We start from the raw sequence: 19,899 nt of genomic DNA on the forward strand, positions 1-19,899 counted from the left end.
AGTCAGCGGAAGGGCTCTAGGCCGAGCGGATGTCCTCGAAGTCGGGGGCGGAGTAGGGGGTGCGGCGGGGGGTGCCGGTTTCCAGGGTGGTGGCGGTGCCGGTGTGGAAGCTGCGGGCGATCATCGAGGAGCGCAGTTGCCACAGGCCCGAGGATTGGGCTGGGTCGAGGCCGGTGAGTTGGGCTACTCGGCGGAGGCGGTAGTCGACGGTGTTGGTGTGGATGTGGAGTAGGCGGGCGGTGCGTTGGCGGTTCATGTTGTTGGCGATGTGCACGCGCAGGGTTTCGTAGAGTTCGGGGTGGTTGTCCAGGGGGGCGAGGAGTTCGCCCAGGCGGGCGCGGCCGGGGCCGGGGCGGGTGAGCTGGTATTCCAGGGCCAGGTCGCCGAAACGGTAGAGGCCGGGGGCGCTGTCGAGGCGTTCGACCATGTCCAGGAGTTCGTGGGCACGCTGGGCGGCGTCGGGGATCTCCTCGGTGGCGGCGGGGACCAGCGCGCCGGTGATGTCCACGCGGGCGGCACGCGACAACGCTTCGACCAGCGCGTCGAGCTGCTCGCCCATCAGCAGGTCCGAGGGAATCAGCAGGGTGCCACCGTCGACCGACAGCAGTGCCAGCACCTGCTCACCGCAGCGATGCGCCAGCGCGGTCTGCACTCGGCGCAGCTTGCGGCGGGCCACCACGGCACCGTCCACGCGCGGGTTGTGCTCGTCGGGATGCTTGCCGATCGACAGGGCCAGCACCGAATACGCTTGCGCGACAGTGATTCCGACCTCGCGTGCCATCGTCACGGTCGACTGACCGGCCAGCAGCGCCGACGTGAGCGTGTGCACGGCCGAGTGGTGTTCGCCGACCGCTTCGCGATGCTCGCGGATGTAGGCGCGAGTCACGGTGGTACACAACAGGTCCGAGATCTCGGTGGTGCGGCGGAAGCCGTGGATCAGGCTCGCGCGGTCGGCGTCGGCTACCTCGTCGTAGACCGCGTCGAACGCCAGGCGGAAACCCTCGTGGAAGGCGTGCAGGATCGTGTCGATCGGCACCCCTTCGCGCGCCCAGCCCGCCGCGGCGACCGCCAAGCGGTTCAGCTTGGCTTCCTCGTCGCGGCCGTCGAGCATCCCGCCGACGATTTCCAGACACATCCGGGTGACCGTGGTGACGTCACCGGAGATCACGTCGCCGGGCAACGTTCGGCAGGGCGCGACATTGTCGACGAAATGGCCGACCAGTTTCCCGGTCATCGCCCGCACGTCACGCAAGGGCTGCCACATGGTCGGCCCTTCCATTGGGATCGTCATCGTCGACTCCTCCTTCTACACCCCGGCACCGCTGGTGGTGGTTGTGCTTGCCGTGGTGTGGCCCGATGTGATGGCCTACACTGCGGTTTCTCAGTGATCATGACTCTAGAGTGAGCAACCGCTCACCTTCTACTCCTCTTTCCACCGAGGTCGATTGATGCCCACGCAGGCCGATAAGCAGCGCAAACGCCCCAAGCAGGACCGGGCGAAGGAAACCCGAACACGCATTCTCACGGTGGCCGCTCACCTTTTCGGCACCCGCGGAATCGGCAATACCTCCACCAACCGGATCGCCACCGAAGCGGGCATGAGCATCGGCACGCTGTACCGGTATTTCACCGACCGCGACGAGATCGTCAAGGAACTCACCGACGGCCTGTTCCTGCAGGTCGAGGAGCGATACAGCAGGCTGCTCAGCACCGGCGCGGACAAGACCCCGCGCGACGCGGTCGCCGAGGTGATCAGGATCGCGGTGGAAATCCTCATCGCCAACGGGCCGCTGGTGCGCGCGCTCGTGGCGGACCTGCAGTTCTACGGCAGCGGCATCCCGGAGTTCGAGCCGCGCCTGCGCATGATCCTCAAGCTGTACCTGATCCAGATGCTGGGCCCGACCCGCGGCATCGACATCGACACGATGTCGTTCGTGGTGCTCAACGCCGGTTTCGCCACGGCGCTGCGTTCGGTGGAGATGGAGAACGAGGGGCTGGACCGCGACACGGTCATCGACCAGACCGCCGACATGATCGGCGCCTGGATCGCCCAGGTGTCCGACGCCCAAAAAGTGTAGCGCACAAACACTTCGGGCCCGGATCCTGCGAAAGGATCCGGGCCCGAATGCTAGTGGTGGATCAGCGTGCGTTCGCGGTGCAGATCACGTCGATGATCTTGGCACCGCTCAGGTTCGCCGAACCCGTGTTGGCCAGGATCGCAGTGGGAGTGCGCGTCGACAACTGCTCGTACGCGACACGCTCTGCCTCGGCCCGGTTGGCGCCGACCGCCCACGCGAAGGCGTCCTTGCTCTGCACGAGGGCGGCGCAACCGTTGGCCCAGCTCACCAGGACCTCGCAGCTGGCGTAGTGGCAATCGGCCAGCGCGATGGCTTCGGCCGACGCGACATCACCTTCGTTGGCGCTGGTGCCGTAGATCAGCTCGGCGTGGCTCACCGCGATCGACGCCCACTGATTGCCCGCCGCACTCGCCGAACCGGCACCCAACACCGAACCGGCCGCAAGGCCCATCGCCGCGACGGCGAAGCCGGCCTTACCCATGAAACTCATTCGAAAGATCTCCTCTGGAAAGCTGTTCCGGAACTCCGGAACCTCCAAGATCATCACCGAATGCCCGGTGATAGCCAACCTCGCGGTAAGAGGTCACAATCGAACCTGTCAGTGCAATACCGGCAGAACATGAAAAGGCCCGGATCCACCAAGGATCCGGGCCCATCAAATGCCTTGTTACACCGTGAAGCCGAGGGCGCGCAGCTGTTCGCGGCCGTCGTCGGTGATCTTGTCCGGGCCCCACGGCGGAATCCAGACCCAGTTGATCTTCAAGTCCTCGACCAGGCCGCTGCGGACCAGGGCGTTGCGGGACTGGTCTTCGATGACGTCGGTCAGCGGGCAGGCCGCCGACGTGAGCGTCATGTCCAGGGTGCAGATGTTCTCCGCGTCCACGGACAGGCCGTAGACCAGGCCAAGATCCACGACGTTGATGCCGAGTTCGGGGTCCACGACGTCGCGCATCGCTTCCTCGAGGTCCTCGATCTGCTGCGCCTGTTCGGCCGTCAACTCGACGGTTTCGGCGACGACCTCGGCGGCCTCCGGTGCCTGGGCGGCCTCCGGGGTCTGTGCGGTATCGGTGCTCTCACTCATGTGGCAGACTCCCCATTTCCCATCGGTGCCTTGGATTCTTCGGCCGAACTGATCTGCACGACAGCGTCTTTGAACGCCATCCAGCCCAGCAGCGCGCACTTGACGCGCGCCGGGTACTTGCTCACGCCGGCGAGGGCGATGCCGTCGCCGATCATGTCCTCGTCGCCTTCGACGGTGCCGCGGCTGGAGATCATCTCGCTGAACGAGTCGACCACCTTCAGCGCCTGCTGCACCGGCAGGCCGATCACCTGATCGGTGAGGATCGAGGTGGCGGCCTGGCTGATCGAGCAGCCCTGACCGTCGTAGGACACGTCGGCGATCTCGCCCGCGTCGTCGACGTGCACGCGCATGGTCACCTCGTCACCGCAGGTCGGGTTGACGTGGTGCACCTGGGCGCCGAACGGTTCCCGCAGCCCGCGGTGGTGCGGGTGCTTGTAGTGGTCCAGGATCACTTCCTGGTACATCTGCTCCATACGCATGACTTACGCGACTCCGAAGAAGCTCTTGGCCTTGCGCACGGCGGCAACCAGCGCGTCGACCTCGTCGAGGGTGTTGTAGACCGCGAACGAAGCACGCGCGGTGGCTGCGACACCGAACTTGCGGTGCAGCGGCCAGGCGCAGTGGTGACCGACGCGGATGGCGACGCCCTGGTCGTCGAGGATCTGACCCACGTCGTGGGCGTGGATCCCGTCGACCACGAACGACACCGCGCCACCGCGATCGATGTTCTCGGTGGGTCCGATGATCCGCACCCCGTCGATCCCGGACAGGCCGTCCAGTGCCGCACCGGTGAGCGAATGCTCGTGCGCGGCAACGGCATCCATGCCGAGGTTCTCGAGGTAGCGCACCGCGGCGGCCAGCCCGACCACCTGCGACGTCATCGGAGTACCCGCCTCGAAGCGCTGCGGGGGCGGCGCGTAGGTGGTCTTCTCCATGGTGACGGTTTCGATCATCGAGCCACCGGTGATGAACGGCGGGGTCTCCTCGAGCAGCGCACGCCGACCGTACAGTCCGCCCACGCCCATCGGGCCCAGCATCTTGTGGCCGGAGAACGCGGCGAAGTCGACACCGAGCTCGTGGAAGTCCACCGCCATGTGCGGCACCGACTGGCAGGCGTCGAGCACGACGAACGCGCCGACTTGCTTTGCCCGGCGGACCAATTCGTCCACCGGAGCGACCGCGCCGGTCACGTTCGACTGGTGGCTGAACGCGACAATCTTTGTCGCGGACGACAATTGCAGCGAATCCAGGTCGATGCGGCCGTCGTCGGTGATCCCGTACCACTTGAGGGTGGCACCGGTGCGGCGCGCGAGCTCCTGCCACGGAACGAGATTCGCGTGATGTTCGAGCTCGGTGATGACGATCTCGTCACCGGGGCCGACCTTGTACGGGAACCGGTCGTCACCGAAAGCGTTGGCCACCAGGTTCAGTGACTCGGTCGCGTTCTTGGTGAACACGATCTCGCCGGCGTCGGCACCGACGAAGCGGGCGATATCGGCGCGCGCCTCCTCGTAGGAGTCGGTCGCCTCCTCCGCCAGCTGATGCGCACCACGGTGCACCGCGGAGTTGCGGGTGAGCAGGAAGTCGCGCTCGGCGTCCAGCACCTGCAGCGGACGCTGCGAGGTCGCACCGGAATCCAGGTACACCAACGGTTTCCCGTCCCGCACCGTGCGGTGCAGGATCGGGAAGTCGGCCCGGATGCGGGCTACGTCGAGAGCTGGGACCGTCGCGGTCATGTCAGGCTCCAGTGGTCGCGGACGTGAAGCGCTCGTAGCCGTTCGCGTCGAGTTCGTCGGCCAGCTCGGAGCCGCCTTCGGCGACGATCTTGCCGTTGACGAACACGTGCACGAAGTCGGGCTTGATGTAGCGCAGGATGCGGGTGTAGTGCGTGATCAGCAGCACGCCGCCGTCGGTGCGCTCCTTGTAGCGGTTCACCCCGTCGGAGACGATGCGCAGCGCGTCGACGTCCAGGCCGGAGTCGGTCTCGTCCAGGATCGCGATCTTGGGCGCGAGCAGACCCAGCTGCAGCACCTCGTGACGCTTCTTCTCGCCACCGGAGAAGCCCTCGTTCACCGAGCGGTCGGCGAAGGCCGAGTCGATCTCGAGCTCCTTCATCGACTCCTTGACTTCCTTGACCCAGGTGCGCAGCTTGGGGGCCTCGCCGCGCACGGCGGTGGCGGCGGTGCGCAGGAAGTTCGACATCGACACGCCGGGGACCTCGACCGGGTACTGCATGGCCAGGAACAGGCCCGCGCGGGCGCGCTCGTCGACCGACATCGCGAGGACGTCTTCGCCGTCGAGGGTGATGGTGCCCTGGGTGACGGTGTACTTGGGGTGGCCCGCGATCACGTAGGACAGCGTGGACTTGCCCGAGCCGTTGGGGCCCATGATGGCGTGCGTCTCGCCGGACTTCACGGTGAGGTTCACGCCGTTGAGGATCTGCTTGGACTCACCCTCGGGGGTGGTGATCTCCGCGTGCAGGTCCTTGATTTCCAAGGTGGTCATCGAATCAAAATCCTTTGGGAAGTAGTGGGTGTCAGATACCGACAGTGGCGAGTTCGGCCTCGATGGCCGCCTCGAGCCGCTCTCGGACCTCGGGGACCGTGACCTTCTGGATGATCTCGAAGAAGAAGCCACGCACGACCAAGCGGCGGGCGACGTCTTCGGGAATGCCGCGAGCGCGCAGGTAGAACAGCTGCTCGTCGTCGAAACGGCCGGTGGCACTCGCGTGTCCGGCACCGGCGATCTCGCCGGTCTCGATCTCCAGGTTCGGCACCGAATCGGCGCGCGCGCCGTCGGTGAGCACCAGGTTGCGGTTCGCCTCGTAGGTGTCGGTGCCCTCGGCGGCCGCGCGGATCAGCACATCGCCGATCCAGACCGTGCGAGCGTCACCCTTCGGGGACTTCGGATCGCCCTGCAGCGCACCCTTGTACAGCACGTTCGACTTGCAGTTCGGCTCGGCGTGATCGACCAGCAGACGCTGCTCGAAATGCTGACCGGCGTCGGCGAAGTACAGGCCGAACAGCTCGGCTTCACCGCCGGGACCGGCGTAGCGCACGGTGCCCGACAGGCGAACCAGGTCGCCGCCGAGGGTGGCCGACACGTGGCGCAGGTTCGCGTCACGGCCCAGCTTCAGGTGATGCGCGGTGACGTGCACGGCGTCTTCGTTCCATTCCTGGACCGCGACGACGGTGAGCTTGGCGCTGTCACCGAGCACGAATTCGACGTTCTCGGCGTAGGTTCCGCTGCCGCGCTGGTCGATGACCACGGTCGCGACGGCGAAGTTGTCCAGGCGGATCTGCAGGTGACCGTAGGCGGTCTTGCCCTCACCGGGACCGGTGATGGTCACCGTAACCGGATCCGTCACTTCGGTTTCCGGGCCGACCGTGATCACGGTCGCCTCGGAGAAGCCCGAATAGGCCTGGGCGGCAACACGATCGGCGGGGGTACCGGCCTGGCCGAGGCGAGAGTCGGTGCGGCCCACCGTTTCCACGGTGACACCGGCGACTTCACTCACCTCGACTCCTGCGACACCGTCGGCGACGGCGGTGCCGTCGTGCAGGCCGCGCAGGCGGCGCAGCGGGGTGAACCGCCACGCCTCGTCGCGACCCGACGGGATCTCGAACTGATCCACATCGAACGAGGTGAAGACCTCGCCCTTGTTGACCGCGGCGCCCGCGCCAGGGTTCTGGATCGGCGTCTCGAGCGTCGACATCAGCCCACGGCCCCTTCCATCTGCAGCTCGATGAGCCGGTTCAGTTCCAATGCGTATTCCATCGGCAGTTCCTTGGCGATCGGCTCCACGAAGCCGCGCACGATCATCGCCATCGCCTCGTCCTCGGAGAGGCCGCGGCTCATCAGGTAGAACAGCTGCTCCTCGGAGACCTTGGAGACGGTCGCCTCGTGACCCATCGTCACGTCGTCCTCGCGGATGTCGACGTAGGGGTAGGTGTCGGAGCGGCTGATGGTGTCGACCAGCAGCGCGTCACACTTCACGGTCGACTTGGAACCGTTGGCGCCCTTGTTGATCTGGACCAGACCGCGGTACGACGCCCGACCGCCACCACGCGCCACCGACTTCGACACGATGGTCGAGGAGGTGTGCGGGGCCAGGTGCAGCATCTTGGCGCCGGTGTCCTGGTGCTGGCCGGGGCCCGCGAACGCGACCGAGAGGACCTCGCCGTGCGCGTGCTCGCCGGTCATCCAGACCGCCGGGTACTTCATGGTCACCTTGGAGCCGATGTTGCCGTCGACCCACTCCATGGTCGCGCCCGCCTCGGCCTTGGCCCGCTTGGTGACCAGGTTGTACACGTTGTTCGACCAGTTCTGGATGGTCGTGTAGCGGCAGCGGCCGCCCTTCTTCACGATGATCTCCACGACCGCGGAGTGCAGCGAATCCGACTTGTAGATCGGGGCGGTACAACCCTCGACGTAGTGGACGTAGGCGTCCTCGTCGACGATGATCAGCGTCCGCTCGAACTGGCCCATGTTCTCGGTGTTGATCCGGAAGTAGGCCTGCAGCGGGATGTCGACGTGCACGCCCGGCGGCACGTAGATGAACGAGCCGCCCGACCACACGGCGGTGTTGAGCGCGGAGAACTTGTTGTCACCGGCGGGGATGACCGAGCCGAAGTACTTCTGGAAGATCTCCGGGTGCTCCTTCAACGCCGTATCGGTGTCGAGGAAGATCACGCCCTGCTGCTCCAGATCCTCACGGATGGAGTGGTAGACGACCTCGGACTCGTACTGCGCGGCGACACCGGAGACCAGACGCTGCTTCTCCGCTTCCGGGATGCCCAGCTTGTCGTAGGTGTTCTTGATGTCCTCGGGCAGGTCTTCCCAGCTCTCGGCCTGCTTCTCCGACGAACGCACGAAGTACTTGATGTTGTCGAAGTCGATGCCGTCGAGGTTGGAGCCCCAGTTCGGCATGGGCTTGCGATCGAAGATGCGCAGCGCCTTGAGGCGCACGTCGAGCATCCACTCGGGTTCGCTCTTCTTCGCCGAGATATCGCGGACGACGGCCTCCGACAGGCCACGTTGCGCGCTGGCACCGGCCACATCGGAGTCGGACCAGCCGTAACCGTAGGTGCCCAGCGAGGCGATGGTTTCGTCCTGGGTGAGCGGTTGCACCTGGTCGGTAGGGGTCGTCATTCGGCACTCCTTCCGGAGTCGTTCGTACGTCCCGCCGCGGGCTGTGCGGCGGATGGGATCTTCGGCACCGCAACCAGCGGCACGTGGGTGGTGCAGGCGCAATCGCCGTTGGCGATCGTCGCAAGTCGCTGCACGTGGGTGCCGAGCAGGTCGCGGAAAGCGTCCAATTCGGCGGCGCACAACTGGGGAAACTCTTCGGCCACGTGCGCGACCGGGCAGTGATGCTGACAGATCTGCACACCAGCGCCGACCTGACGGGTGGTGGCGGCGAAACCGGCCTCGGCGAACGCTTCCGCGATCTCCTCGACTTTGGCTTCGATCACCGGCGCGGTGTGGTCGGCGACGGGCTCGATGCCCTCGACGATCACCCGAACCCGTTTGCGGGCGAATTCCGCGATCGCGGCGTCGCCACCGATCTCACCGAGCTGACGGATCGCCGCCCCGGCCAGATCGTCGTAGGCGTGACCGAGATTCCCTCGTCCCGCCGCGGTGAGCTGGTACTGCTTGGCCGGTCGACCGCGGCCCTTCTGCTGCCACGGCGCCGAGCGGCTCGCCCGAGCCTGACCTGCGTCGATGAGCGCGTCGAGGTGCCTGCGCACTCCGGCGGGCGCGAGACCGAGTTCGGTCCCGATCGCGGTCGCGGTGATCGGACCCTGCTCGAGAAGCAACTGGACGATGGCCGCCCGAGTCTGCCCTTCCTGCGCGGCGGCCGCGGGCACAGCAGACGACCGAGCGCCGGTCGCCTTACGACCGTCACTTTCCACGTCTGTCCGCAAACCCACGGTTTTCACAACACCAGTGTGGCGGAATTACTTCCCTAAATCTAATAAGGGTCACCTTCCCAAGGCTGCCCTGACCTGCGAAGTCACCCTCCCCACCGCCCCCAACCTCCACAAAACCCCAGGTCCCGCCCCCACCCAACACCCGATCCCGCACCCCGAGGTGACCCATCGCACACGCACCCTCCGGTGCGACCCCGACCTGGTCGATTGATCACCACGCTCTGGTGGAGGAAATTTTGGCGAAATCACACCATGAGAGCGTGGTGATCAATGGTCCAGCTCTACGGGGTGCGGTCTGGCACGATGGGAGGGTGTCCAATCCGCCTGTCGTGACTTGTGTTCGCCATCCTGATCGGTTTACCGGGCTCGCTTGTACGCGGTGCGGGCGGCCTGCTTGTACTGAGTGTTTGCGGCCTGCTGCGGTGGGGCAGCACTGTGTGGATTGTGTGCAGCGGGGGCAGCAGGATGTGCGGAAGGTGCGCCCGGTGGGGACGGGTGGGCCGGTTCCCTTTGTGACGTACGGGCTGATCGCGATCAATGTGCTCGTGTACGTCATCACCGCCGCGCAGGCGGGTAGTGCGATGGACAACTATCGCGGGTCTTCGGTGTTCCGGGAGTTCGTGTTGGTGCCGCGGTTGGTGGCCGACGGCGAGTGGTGGCGGGTGATCGGGTCGGGGTTCCTGCATTACGGGGCCATCCACCTGCTGGTGAACATGTTCGCGCTGTATGTGGTGGGGCGGGACCTGGAACAGGCGTTGGGGCGGGCGCGGTTCGGGTGCGTGTACCTGGTTTCTCTGCTGGGTGGGTCGGCGGCGGTGATGGTGCTGTCGGATTCGATCACCGCGACCGCCGGTGCGTCGGGCGCGGTGTACGGGTTGTTCGGCGCGGTCACGGTGGCACTGATTCGGAACCGGCAGAGTCCGACACCGATGCTGGTGGTCATCGGTGTGAATGTGCTGATCAGTTTTTCGATTCCGGGGATCTCGCTGTGGGGACACCTGGGTGGGCTGGCCGCGGGCACGTTGAGCGCGCTCGGGATTCTGTTCGTGCCCACGTGGATGTCGGCCCGTGATGAACAGTCCGTGAAGCGCATCGGATGGGTGGCGTTGGGCGCGGTGACGGTGTTCTGCCTGGCGGTGATCGGCTTTGCCGCGATGTCGCTGCGGTCGGAAACGCCGGTGGTGATGATCGGCGCGGGCACTGCCGCGGCGGAACGAACGCTGTCAGCCCACTAGGCTCTGACCCCGTGGCGGTACTGGAGGGCGCGGCGCGCAAAACACTGGCGTTCGGGCGGCGAGCTCTCGGGCTCGACGTCAGCACGCCCGATCACACCGTCGCGGTGCTGCATCGCGACGAGACCGAACTCCCCGGACTGGACAAGCGCGAACGCGCCCAACTGGACCGGATCCGGTTGATGGGCGCGACCGGCGCGGTGCTGATGGCGATCGCGGCGCTGGGCATCGGTGCGCAACCCGTGCACCAGAATCCGGTGTCGGGTGTGCGGGTGCTGGGCATTTTCGCGCGGGCCCACACCGGGTCGCTGGCGATGTGCATGTTCGGCACCGCCCTGGTGATCGGGGCGTGGTTGTTGTTGGGGCGCTTCGCCGTTGGTGGTCTGGCGGGTTCGCCGCTGCACCGGCTGAGCCGCTCGCAACTGGATCGCACGCTGCTGCTGTGGATCATTCCGCTGTCGGTGGCGCCGCCGATGTTCAGCAACGACGTGTATTCCTATCTGGCACAGAGCGAGATCGCCGCGCGTGGCATCGACCCGTATTCCGAAGGTCCCGTCGCGGGGCTCGGGATCGACAATGTGCTCACCAACAATGTGCCCACGATCTGGCGGGATACGCCCGCGCCGTACGGGCCGCTGTTCCTGTGGATCGGGCGCGGCATCGCGGAGCTGACCGGGGACAACATCATCGCCGGGGTGTGGGTGCACCGGTTGCTCGCTCTCGCGGGTGTGGCGTTGATCGTCTGGGCGCTGCCGCGACTGTCGGTGCGCTGCGGGGTGGCGCCGGTGAGCGCGTTGTGGCTCGGTGCGGCCAACCCGCTGGTGCTGTTCCACCTGGTCGGCGGGGTGCACAACGACGCGTTGATGCTGGGCCTGATGTTGGCCGGGGTGGAGTTGATGCTGCGCGCGATCTACGGCGAAGGCGGCAAACCCGACCGGCTCACGGCCACGAATCTGCCACCGTTCGATGCCCGCGCGTACGCCTTCTTGATCGGTGGTGCGGTGGTGATCACGCTGTCGTCGTCGATCAAACTCACCTCCATCATCGCGCTCGGTTTCGTCGGGATGGCACTGGCCAGACGGTGGGGCGGCACGTTCACCGCCGTGGTCAAAGCCGCCGCCCTGCTCGGTGTAATCGCCGGGGTGACAACACTTTTCATCGGAATCGCCAGTGGACTGGGCTTCGGCTGGATCCACACGCTCAGCGTCGCCAACGCCGTGCGCAGTTGGATGTCGCTGCCCACCATCATCGGGATCGTCACCGGATTCGGTGGCGTACTCCTCGGTCTCGGCGACCACACGACCGCGCTGCTGTCGATCACCCGGCCGATCGCGGGAGCCGTGGCGGCGTTCATCACCGTGCGGATGCTCGTGGCCACCGGCATGGGTCGACTGCATCCGGTCGGCGCGCTCGGGGTTTCGCTGGCCGCGATCGTGCTGCTGTTCCCCGTCGTCCAGCCCTGGTACCTGCTGTGGGCCATCGTGCCGCTGGCCGCGTGGGCCACCCAGCCGGTGTTCCGGGTGCCCGCCGTGGCGTTCTCGGCGGTGGTGTCGATGCTGGTGATGCCGCGCGGTGCGGAATTCCAGGTCTTCCAGATCATCGGCGCCGCACTGGCCGCGGTGATCTGCTTCGCACTGTTCTTCGCGCTCACCCGGCACACGCTGCCCTGGCGGGCGCAGCCGGGGGTGTCGGCTCCGTCACACGGGGGCAGCGCTTACCGTGTGACACCGTGACAAGTCGCCCAGGACCGGCCGTTAGCGTCGACGGCGTGGTCAAGCGCTATGGCGAGACCACCGCGGTGGATGGTCTGCGTTTCGACGTCGAGCCCGCCCAGGTCTTCGCATTGTTGGGTCCCAACGGTGCAGGCAAGACCACCACGGTCGAAATGTGCGAGGGGTTCGTACGGCCCGAGGCGGGCACCGTCCGCGTGCTGGGTCTGGACCCGATCGCCGATTCCGAACAGTTGCGGCCGCGTATCGGCGTGATGCTGCAGGGTGGCGGCGCCTATCCGGGTGCGCGCGCGGGCGAGATGCTCGACCTGGTCGCCGCCTATTCCGCCGACCCGATCGACCCCGACTGGCTGCTGTCCACGCTGGGCCTGCAGGACAGCCGACGTACCCCGTACCGACGCCTGTCCGGCGGGCAGCAGCAGCGCCTGGCACTGGCGTGTGCGATGGTGGGCAGGCCCGAAATCGTTTTCCTCGACGAACCCACCGCGGGCCTGGACGCGCAAGCTCGGCTGATCGTCTGGGAACTCATCGACGCCCTGCGCCGCGACGGCGTGACCGTGGTGCTGACCACCCACATGATGGACGAGGCCGAACAGTTGGCCGACCACCTGGTGATCATCGACCACGGCCGGATCGTCGCCCAGGGCACGCCCGCACAGGTCACCGCCCACGGGGCCGCGGGCCAGCTCCGGTTCTGCGCCCCACCCAAACTCGACCTCGACCTGTTGAAATCGGCTCTGCCGGAAGGTTTTTCGCCGCACGAAACCACACCGGGCACCTACCTGGTCGAAGGCGAGATCACCCCGCAGGTGCTGGCCACCGTCACCGCCTGGTGCGCCAGGATGGACGTGCTGGCCACCGATATCCGCATCGAACAACGTCGCTTGGAAGACGTCTTCCTCGAACTGACCGGACGGGAACTGCGCGGATGAGCGACACCATGAGCCGTTTCCTGCCCGGCACCTTCGCCCCCGACCCACGCCCGGCCTCGCGCGCGCAGATGCTCACCGCGCAGACCCGGCTCGAGCTGAAACTGTTGCTGCGCAACGGCGAACAGCTGCTGCTGACCATGTTCATCCCGATCACCCTGCTGATCGGCCTGACCCTGCTGCCGTTCGGCGACCTCGGCGAACACCGGGTGGACCGGATCGTGCCGATGGTGATGATGACCGCGGTGATGTCGACCGCGTTCACCGGACAGGCCATCGCCGTGGGCTTCGACCGGCGCTACGGCGCGCTCAAACGACTCGGCGCGACACCGCTGCCACGGTGGGGTGTGATCGCGGGTAAGAGCGCGGCGGTGTTGATCGTGGTCGTGCTGCAGGCCATGTTGCTCGGGGCGATCGGTCTCGCGCTCGGTTGGCGACCCGGTCTGGGCGGCCTCGCGCTGGGCGCGCTGGTCATCGCACTGGGCACCGCGACCTTCGCCGCGATGGGGCTGCTGCTGGGCGGGACGCTCAAGGCCGAGGTCGTGCTCGCGCTGGCGAACATCGCGTGGTTCATCATGCTCGGCATCGCCAGCCTGGTGCTGGTGGACAGCCTGCCCGCCGCGCTCACCGTCGTCGCCCGACTCATTCCGTCCGGTGCGCTGGCGTTCGCGCTGGACAGCGCGTTGACCGGGTCGATCGACTGGCTCGGCGTGGCCGTGCTCGCGGCCTGGGGCCTGGTGTGCGGATGGCTCGCGACCCGACTGTTCCGGTTCCACTGACGTGACCAACGACGCACTGTAGTAGCCCTGGTATCAGCGCCGAATTTCCGGCCGGTACCATTCCTGACGTGCTGTATCGCGCCTTCGTTGCCCTCGTCGACCGGCTGCCGCTGCCCTCCCTTCGGGTGCAGCGGCTCATCGCCATCGCGGTGATCCTGAGCCAGGCCGGAATCTCGGTGACCGGCGCCATCGTGCGCGTCACCGCATCGGGCCTCGGCTGCCCGACCTGGCCGCAGTGCTTCCCCGGCAGCTTCACCCCGGTGGGCGTCTCGGAAGTGCCGGTCATCCACCAGACCGTGGAATTCGGCAACCGCCTGCTCACCTTCGCGGTGACGCTGTGCGCGGCACTGATCGTGCTCGCCGTCGTGCGCGCGCGGCGACGCAAGGAAGTCCTCGTCTACGCCTGGCTGATGCCCGGTGGCACGGTCGTGCAGGCGATCATCGGCGGCATCACCGTGCGCACCGGACTGCTGTGGTGGACCGTGGCCGTGCACCTGCTGGTGTCGATGGTGATGGTGTGGCTGGCCGTGGTGCTGTACGCCAAGATCTGCGAACCCGATGACGGCATCGCCACCGTTCAGGTGCCCGCTCCCCTGCGCTGGCTGACCGCGCTCAGCGGTGTCGCGCTGGCCGGGGTGTTGATCGCGGGCACGCTGGTGACCGCGGCCGGTCCGCACGCCGGCGACAAGAGCATCGAGCGGCCGGTCGAACGGCTGCAGGTCGAGATCGTCACGCTGGTGCACCTGCACTCGCAGTTGCTGATCGGGTACCTGGCGCTGCTGATCGGCCTGGCGTTCGGGCTGTTCGCGGTCGGGATCACGCCTGCGATTCGTCAGCGGTTGTTCGTGCTGCTGGGGCTGGTGGTCGCGCAGGGCATGGTGGGTGTGGTCCAGTACTTCACCGACGTGCCCGCGGCACTGGTCGCGATCCACGTCGGCGGGGCCGCCGCCTGCACCGCAGCGACCGCCGCACTGTGGGCGTCGCTACGCACCCGCGAGAACATCGACGCACCAGCCTTGTCGCAGACTTCAGTGCACTAGGCCTGTCGCAGACCTCGAGGCACTGAGCGCCGTCACGTTCGCCGACCAGATCCCGGCGGCAACCGTACCGGCTCGTCGTCGCCGAACCCCGCAACGAACACGAAAAGGCCCGCGTCGCACTGCGATTCGCGGGCCTGATTCGTCGATAAGGCCTTTACGCCCCGGCGAACAACCTCCAGTTACGCGCCTTCGGGAACTTGGTCTGATGCGCGACCCACGCCGCCATCTTGTCCCAGTGCTTCGCGGTCGGGGTGACGATCGAGCCCAGCTCACGGCTCCACTCGTCGGTCTCGGCCAACCCGTCCACGCGCTCGACGATCGCCTTCGCGGTCGCCATGTCGCGCACCACCCGGTCACCGAGGATGCCGTCGGCGCCCACGAGAGTGATGCGCACGCCCTGCTTGCCCACGTACTGCAGCACGGCCGTACCCGAACCACCGTGCTGCGCAACGAACTTCACGATGGACTTCTCGACCTCGGCCGGCACCTTCACGGCCTCGGGGGCGGCGGTTGTACTCATACGCCGTAGTTTACCGGCCGGTAGTTTTTCGTCCACCCCCGAGTGACCGCGAACACGAGGTGTAGAAAGTTAACTCATGCGCGCGATTGAAGTTTCCGAGCACGGTGGTCCCGAGGTTCTGCGATATGTGGAGGTACCCGACCCGTCGGCCGAGCCGGGGCAGCTGCTGGTGCGGACCCAGGGTGTGGGCGTGAACTACATCGACATCTACTTCCGCACCGGCCAATACCCGCAGCCCACGCCCTATATCCCCGGGATGGAAGGCACCGGCATCGTGGTGGCGATCGGCTCCGACGTCACCGAGTTCGCGATCGGCGACCGGGTCGCGTGGGCGGCGGCGCCCGCCAGTTACGCGGAGCTGGTCGCGGTCGACGAGGCCGTCGCGGTGAAGGTCCCCGACGACGTCGACATCGCCGTCGCGGCCGCCGCACTGCTGCAGGGCATGACCGCGCACTACCTCACCGAATCGGTGTTCACCCCCGAACCCGGCGACCCGGTCCTGATCCACGCGGGCGCGGGCGGTGTGGGCCTGCTGCTGACCCAGATGGCCGTCGCGAAGGGCGCCAGGGTGATCACCACGGTCTCCACCGACGCCAAGGAAAAACTGTCCCGCGAAGCAGGCGCCACCGATGTCCTGCGCTACGGCGACGACCTCGCTGCCCGCGTTCGCGACCTCACCGACGGCATCGGCGTGGCCGCGGTCTACGACGGCGTGGGCGCGAGCACCTTCGAAGCCGGCTTGGCCTCCCTGCGCGTGCGCGGCACCCTCGCACTGTTCGGCGCGGCCAGCGGCCCGGTCCCCCCGTTCGACCCGCAGCGCCTCAACCCCGCCGGATCCGTGTGGCTGACCCGCCCGTCGCTGGGCGCCTACACCCGGGACCGCACCGAATTCCTGTGGCGCGCAACCGATGTCTTCGACTGGATCGCCGCGGGCACCCTGAACCTGCGCATCGGCGCCACCTACCCCCTCGCCGACGCCGCCCAGGCCCAGCGCGACCTGGCCGCCCGCAAGACCACCGGCTCGATCGTCCTGCTGCCCTGACCAGTCGCGGCAGCCGGATCCGGAAACGACGATGGCCGGGCATCACTGCCCGGCCATCGTCGCGAGACAGGCTCTACAGCCCGACGAAGCTACCGATCGTGTCCCACCCGAGCACCGAGTCCACGGCCAGACCGCAGAACACCACCGCGAGGTAGTTGTTCGACTGCAGGAACAGCTTCAGCGGCTTCACCGGCTCTCCGCGGCGCACCCCGGCGTAGAGCTGGTGGGCCATCAGCAGGAACCAGGCGCCGGCCACCAGCGCGACCGCGGCGTAGATGACACCGGTCGCGGGGACAAGGGCCATGGTCGCGAGCACGGTCAGCCAGGTGTAGATCACGATCTGCTTGGTGACGACCTGCTCGGTGGCCACCACCGGCAGCATCGGCACGCCGGCCGCGCGGTAGTCCTCCTTGTAGCGCATGGCCAGCGCCCAGGTGTGCGGCGGTGTCCAGAAGAAGATGACCGCGAACAGCACGATCGCGGGCCAGCCCACGGTGCCGGTGACCGCGGACCAACCGACCAGCGCGGGCATACACCCGGCCGCGCCACCCCACACCACGTTCTGCGAGGTCCGACGCTTGAGGCCCTTGGTGTAGACGAACACGTAGAACAGGATCGTGGCGACCACGAGCACGCCGCTGAGCAGGTTGGCCTGCCACCACAGCCAGGAGAACGAGATCGCGCCGAGCACGACGCCGAACACCAGCGCGTGCTGGGTGGGCACCGCGTCGCGGGCCAGTGGGCGACGCGCGGTCCGCTTCATCACCTTGTCGATGTCGGCGTCGACCACACAGTTGAGGGTGTTGGCGCTGGCCGCGCCCATCCAGCCACCGAACAGGGTGACCAGGATCAGCCGGATGTCGACGTTGCCGCGATCGGCCAGCAGCATCGTCGGAATCGTGGCCACGAGCAACAGCTCGATGACGCGGGGCTTGGTGAGGGCGATGTAGGCCAGCGGCTTGCGCACGATTCGCGCGCCCAGGCTGTCGCCCGCGAGGCGGTCGGCCAGTGCCGTCGACGAAGTTCCGTGCGCACCGCTGTTACCCGGCTCGTGACCGATCCGCACTGTATCTCCTCGCACGCTGTGCTTCGCTTCGCATCCGGTAATGGAATGCAGCAGCGCGCGGCTGCGGCGCGGCCACTACTACAGAGGATGGTAGACCCACTCACCTGCCGCTCCGCGCCAGACCCCCGCCACCGTGGGCGCCGTCACTACGTTGCGCGGGTTCCGAACTAGACTCGCACCCAGGGTTCGCGCCGATCCGATGAACCAGCACCACTAGGGTATTCATGAACATCGGTACGCATCCCGGCCGCGTGCGATCCGTACGTCATCATCGCCGCTGCCACGCTATCGCCGTCGACGAAACCTAGGTCAGGAGAACCACGGTCGTGCCAGTCACCAGCGACATTCGCGCCCTCACTCAGCGGAACTACCCCAGCGACTGGACGGACCTCGACACCAAGGCCGTGGACACGGCCCGCGTGCTGGCCGCCGACGCTGTGCAGAAGGCGGGCAACGGGCATCCCGGCACCGCGATGAGCCTCGCACCGGTCGCCTACACCCTGTTCCAGCGCACGATGCGGCAGAACCCCGCCGATCCGTGGTGGACCGGTCGCGACCGCTTCGTGCTGTCGTGTGGGCATTCCAGCCTCACCCTGTACATCCAGCTCTACTTCGCCGGTTTCGGCTTGGAGCTCGAGGATCTGGAATCGCTGCGCCAGTGGGGTTCGCTGTGCCCCGGCCACCCCGAGTACCGCCACACCAACGGCGTGGAGATGACCACCGGCCCGCTGGGTCAGGGTCTGGCGTCCGCGGTCGGTATGGCGATGGCGGCGCGTCGTGAGCGTGGTCTGTACGACCCGTCCGCTGCCGAGGGCGAGAGCCTGTTCGACCACTTCATCTACACCATCGCCTCCGACGGTGACCTCGAAGAGGGCGTCACCTCGGAAGCCTCGTCGATCGCGGGCACCCAGCAGCTGGGCAACCTCGTGGTGATCTACGACGACAACGACATCTCCATCGAAGACGACACGCTGATCGCGTTCAACGAGAACGTCGGCGCGCGTTACGAGGCCTACGGCTGGCACGTGCAGACCGTGGAGGGCGGCGAGGACATCGTCGCGATCGAGGCGGCGTTGGCCCAGGCCAAGGCCGTGCGCGACAAGCCGTCGCTGATCATCTTGCGCACCATCATCGGCTTCCCCGCGCCGACCAAGATGAACACCGGTGCCGCGCACGGTGCCGCGCTGGGTGCCGACGAGGTCGCCGCGATCAAGAAGGAGCTGGGCTTCGACCCCGACGCGTCCTTCGAGGTCGCCCCCGACGTCATCGCGCACACCCGCAAGGCCGTGATCCGCGGCCTGGCCGAGCAGGCGAAGTGGGATCTCGAGTTCGCGGCGTGGGCGTTGAAGAACCCCGACAACCACGACCTCTACAAGCGTCTGCAGGCCCGGGCGCTGCCCGAGGGCTGGGAGAAGTCGCTGCCCGAGTTCGAGCCCAGCGCGTCGGGCATGGCCACTCGCAAGGCGTCGGGCGCGGTGCTCGCGGCGCTGGCCGACGTGCTGCCCGAGCTGTGGGGCGGGTCGGCCGACCTGGCCGAGTCCAACAACACCACGATGCCCGGCCAGCCCAGCTTCGGTCCCAAGGACATCTCCACCGCTCATTGGAAGGCCGAGCCGTACGGTCGCACGCTGCACTTCGGTGTGCGCGAGCACGCGATGGGTTCGATCCTCAACGGCATCGCTCTGCACGGCCCGACCCGCCCGTACGGTGGCACCTTCCTGGTGTTCAGCGACTACATGCGTCCGCCGGTGCGCCTGGCCGCGATGATGCGCACCACGGTCACCTACGTGTGGACCCACGACTCCATCGGTCTGGGCGAAGACGGCCCGACCCACCAGCCGATCGAGCACCTGGCATCGCTGCGGGCCATCCCGGGCCTGAACGTGATCCGCCCTGCCGATGCCAACGAGACCACCTACGTGTGGCGTTCGCTGCTCGAGCGTGGTTCCGACGAGCACCACTCGCACTACCCGGTGTTCGAGCCCGCCAAGACCGACGGCCCGTCGGCGCTGGCGCTGACCCGCCAGAACGTGCCCACGCTGGAAGGCACCAGCTACGAAGGCGCGTCGAAGGGCGGCTACGTGCTGGCCGACGCCGCGAACGGCACCCCGCAGGTGGTGCTGATGGCCACCGGTTCCGAGGTCCACCTCGCCCTCGAAGCGCGCACTACCCTGGAAGGCAAGGGCATCGCCACCCGCGTGGTCTCGCTGCCGTGTGTGGAGTGGTTCGACGCGCAGGACAAGTCCTACCGCGAGCAGGTGCTGCCCCCGTCGGTGCGCGCTCGCGTGTCGGTGGAGGCCGGTATCGCGATGCCGTGGCACCGGTTCCTCGGCGACGCCGGCGAGCACGTGGGCATCGACCACTTCGGTGCGTCGGCGCCGTACCAGAAGCTGTACAAGGAATTCGGTATCACCGCCGATGCCGTGGTCGCCGCCGCACAGCGTTCGCTCGACAATGTGAAGGGGTAGA

At 67.2% G+C, this 19,899-nt stretch carries 19 protein-coding genes; 8 read left to right on the plus strand and 11 right to left on the minus strand.

Annotation, left to right across the window (positions count from 1 at the left end):
• Positions 1-16 precede the first annotated feature (16 nt).
• A complete protein-coding gene (locus ACFWVD_RS12605; protein WP_379242170.1) occupies positions 17-1,291 on the minus strand; it encodes a PucR family transcriptional regulator in 1,275 nt (424 codons plus the stop codon).
• Between the two features lie 157 nt (positions 1,292-1,448).
• Between ACFWVD_RS12605 and ACFWVD_RS12610 the strand changes: the two genes are divergently transcribed.
• Positions 1,449-2,078, plus strand: coding sequence for a TetR/AcrR family transcriptional regulator (locus tag ACFWVD_RS12610; RefSeq protein WP_379242171.1), 630 nt, complete (start codon positions 1,449-1,451; stop codon positions 2,076-2,078).
• A gap of 61 nt (positions 2,079-2,139) precedes the next feature.
• Here the strand turns inward: ACFWVD_RS12610 and ACFWVD_RS12615 are convergent, their stop codons facing one another.
• The 8 genes from ACFWVD_RS12615 to ACFWVD_RS12650 all read right to left on the minus strand — a co-directional run bounded on the left by ACFWVD_RS12615 (position 2,140) and on the right by ACFWVD_RS12650 (position 9,092).
• Complete coding sequence (locus tag ACFWVD_RS12615) at positions 2,140-2,568, minus strand: DUF4189 domain-containing protein (protein WP_379242172.1); 429 nt, start codon at positions 2,566-2,568, stop codon at positions 2,140-2,142.
• A 177-nt stretch (positions 2,569-2,745) separates the two neighbouring features.
• Positions 2,746-3,159 carry a metal-sulfur cluster assembly factor gene (locus tag ACFWVD_RS12620; RefSeq protein WP_379242173.1) on the minus strand — a complete coding sequence of 138 codons (414 nt, stop codon included), beginning with the start codon at positions 3,157-3,159 and terminating at the stop codon, positions 2,746-2,748.
• Positions 3,156-3,638 (minus strand): Fe-S cluster assembly sulfur transfer protein SufU, encoded by a 483-nt coding sequence (sufU, locus tag ACFWVD_RS12625; RefSeq protein ID WP_379242174.1) that lies wholly within the window; start codon positions 3,636-3,638, stop codon positions 3,156-3,158. Before sufU ends, ACFWVD_RS12620 begins: the two co-directional genes overlap by 4 nt.
• 3 nt (positions 3,639-3,641) lie before the next feature.
• Positions 3,642-4,895, minus strand: coding sequence for a cysteine desulfurase (locus ACFWVD_RS12630; protein WP_379242175.1), 1,254 nt, complete (start codon positions 4,893-4,895; stop codon positions 3,642-3,644).
• A 1-nt stretch (position 4,896) separates the two neighbouring features.
• Positions 4,897-5,664 carry a Fe-S cluster assembly ATPase SufC gene (gene sufC / locus ACFWVD_RS12635; protein ID WP_379242176.1) on the minus strand — a complete coding sequence of 256 codons (768 nt, stop codon included), beginning with the start codon at positions 5,662-5,664 and terminating at the stop codon, positions 4,897-4,899.
• A 31-nt stretch (positions 5,665-5,695) separates the two neighbouring features.
• Positions 5,696-6,874: a Fe-S cluster assembly protein SufD gene (sufD, locus tag ACFWVD_RS12640; protein ID WP_379242177.1), complete on the minus strand. Its 1,179-nt coding sequence runs from the start codon at positions 6,872-6,874 to the stop codon at positions 5,696-5,698.
• Positions 6,874-8,310 carry a Fe-S cluster assembly protein SufB gene (gene sufB / locus ACFWVD_RS12645; RefSeq protein ID WP_379242178.1) on the minus strand — a complete coding sequence of 479 codons (1,437 nt, stop codon included), beginning with the start codon at positions 8,308-8,310 and terminating at the stop codon, positions 6,874-6,876. Before sufB ends, sufD begins: the two co-directional genes overlap by 1 nt.
• Positions 8,307-9,092 (minus strand): helix-turn-helix transcriptional regulator, encoded by a 786-nt coding sequence (locus tag ACFWVD_RS12650; RefSeq protein ID WP_379242482.1) that lies wholly within the window; start codon positions 9,090-9,092, stop codon positions 8,307-8,309. The genes sufB and ACFWVD_RS12650 overlap by 4 nt, the downstream gene beginning before the upstream one ends.
• Positions 9,093-9,358: 266 nt before the next feature.
• On the opposite strand from ACFWVD_RS12650, the gene ACFWVD_RS12655 reads away from it, so the two are divergent.
• The 5 genes from ACFWVD_RS12655 to ACFWVD_RS12675 all read left to right on the plus strand — a co-directional run bounded on the left by ACFWVD_RS12655 (position 9,359) and on the right by ACFWVD_RS12675 (position 14,802).
• Positions 9,359-10,327: a rhomboid family intramembrane serine protease gene (locus tag ACFWVD_RS12655; RefSeq protein WP_379242484.1), complete on the plus strand. Its 969-nt coding sequence runs from the start codon at positions 9,359-9,361 to the stop codon at positions 10,325-10,327.
• 11 nt (positions 10,328-10,338) lie between these two features.
• Positions 10,339-12,057, plus strand: coding sequence for a polyprenol phosphomannose-dependent alpha 1,6 mannosyltransferase MptB (gene mptB, locus ACFWVD_RS12660; RefSeq protein ID WP_379242179.1), 1,719 nt, complete (start codon positions 10,339-10,341; stop codon positions 12,055-12,057).
• Entirely contained in the window at positions 12,054-12,986 is a 933-nt protein-coding gene (locus ACFWVD_RS12665; protein WP_379242180.1) for an ABC transporter ATP-binding protein, read from the plus strand. The genes mptB and ACFWVD_RS12665 overlap by 4 nt, the downstream gene beginning before the upstream one ends.
• On the plus strand, positions 12,983-13,762 hold the full coding sequence (locus ACFWVD_RS12670; RefSeq protein ID WP_379242181.1) for an ABC transporter permease: 780 nt from the start codon (positions 12,983-12,985) through the stop codon (positions 13,760-13,762). Before ACFWVD_RS12665 ends, ACFWVD_RS12670 begins: the two co-directional genes overlap by 4 nt.
• Before the next feature lie 68 nt (positions 13,763-13,830).
• Positions 13,831-14,802, plus strand: a complete 972-nt coding sequence (locus ACFWVD_RS12675; protein WP_379242182.1) for a heme A synthase — start codon at positions 13,831-13,833, stop codon at positions 14,800-14,802.
• A 154-nt stretch (positions 14,803-14,956) separates the two neighbouring features.
• Here ACFWVD_RS12675 and ACFWVD_RS12680 read toward each other — a convergent pair whose 3' ends face one another.
• Positions 14,957-15,322 carry a hypothetical protein gene (locus ACFWVD_RS12680; protein WP_379242183.1) on the minus strand — a complete coding sequence of 122 codons (366 nt, stop codon included), beginning with the start codon at positions 15,320-15,322 and terminating at the stop codon, positions 14,957-14,959.
• Positions 15,323-15,398: 76 nt separating this feature from the next.
• On the opposite strand from ACFWVD_RS12680, the gene ACFWVD_RS12685 reads away from it, so the two are divergent.
• Positions 15,399-16,364, plus strand: a complete 966-nt coding sequence (locus ACFWVD_RS12685) for a quinone oxidoreductase family protein (protein WP_379242184.1) — start codon at positions 15,399-15,401, stop codon at positions 16,362-16,364.
• A 73-nt stretch (positions 16,365-16,437) separates the two neighbouring features.
• Here ACFWVD_RS12685 and ACFWVD_RS12690 read toward each other — a convergent pair whose 3' ends face one another.
• Positions 16,438-17,430, minus strand: coding sequence for a heme o synthase (locus ACFWVD_RS12690; protein WP_379242185.1), 993 nt, complete (start codon positions 17,428-17,430; stop codon positions 16,438-16,440).
• 326 nt (positions 17,431-17,756) lie between these two features.
• Here ACFWVD_RS12690 and tkt point away from each other — a divergent pair, with 326 nt between their 5' ends.
• Positions 17,757-19,898: a transketolase gene (tkt, locus tag ACFWVD_RS12695; protein WP_379242186.1), complete on the plus strand. Its 2,142-nt coding sequence runs from the start codon at positions 17,757-17,759 to the stop codon at positions 19,896-19,898.
• The last annotated feature ends 1 nt before the right edge of the window (position 19,899 follow it).

It is taken from the genome of Nocardia sp. NPDC058666, assembly GCF_042714895.1.
Lineage (GTDB): Bacteria > Actinomycetota > Actinomycetes > Mycobacteriales > Mycobacteriaceae > Nocardia.

Coding starts and splice junctions, on each gene's coding strand:
- sufU (WP_379242174.1), bottom strand. CDS start 3,638: ATGCGTATGGAGCAGATGTACCAGGAAGTGATCCTGGACCACTACAAG.
- ACFWVD_RS12680 (WP_379242183.1), bottom strand. CDS start 15,322: ATGAGTACAACCGCCGCCCCCGAGGCCGTGAAGGTGCCGGCCGAGGTC.
- ACFWVD_RS12615 (WP_379242172.1), bottom strand. CDS start 2,568: ATGAGTTTCATGGGTAAGGCCGGCTTCGCCGTCGCGGCGATGGGCCTT.
- ACFWVD_RS12670 (WP_379242181.1), top strand. CDS start 12,983: ATGAGCGACACCATGAGCCGTTTCCTGCCCGGCACCTTCGCCCCCGAC.
- sufB (WP_379242178.1), bottom strand. CDS start 8,310: ATGACGACCCCTACCGACCAGGTGCAACCGCTCACCCAGGACGAAACC.
- ACFWVD_RS12605 (WP_379242170.1), bottom strand. CDS start 1,291: ATGACGATCCCAATGGAAGGGCCGACCATGTGGCAGCCCTTGCGTGAC.
- sufD (WP_379242177.1), bottom strand. CDS start 6,874: ATGTCGACGCTCGAGACGCCGATCCAGAACCCTGGCGCGGGCGCCGCG.
- ACFWVD_RS12610 (WP_379242171.1), top strand. CDS start 1,449: ATGCCCACGCAGGCCGATAAGCAGCGCAAACGCCCCAAGCAGGACCGG.
- ACFWVD_RS12685 (WP_379242184.1), top strand. CDS start 15,399: ATGCGCGCGATTGAAGTTTCCGAGCACGGTGGTCCCGAGGTTCTGCGA.
- sufC (WP_379242176.1), bottom strand. CDS start 5,664: ATGACCACCTTGGAAATCAAGGACCTGCACGCGGAGATCACCACCCCC.
- ACFWVD_RS12620 (WP_379242173.1), bottom strand. CDS start 3,159: ATGAGTGAGAGCACCGATACCGCACAGACCCCGGAGGCCGCCCAGGCA.
- ACFWVD_RS12630 (WP_379242175.1), bottom strand. CDS start 4,895: ATGACCGCGACGGTCCCAGCTCTCGACGTAGCCCGCATCCGGGCCGAC.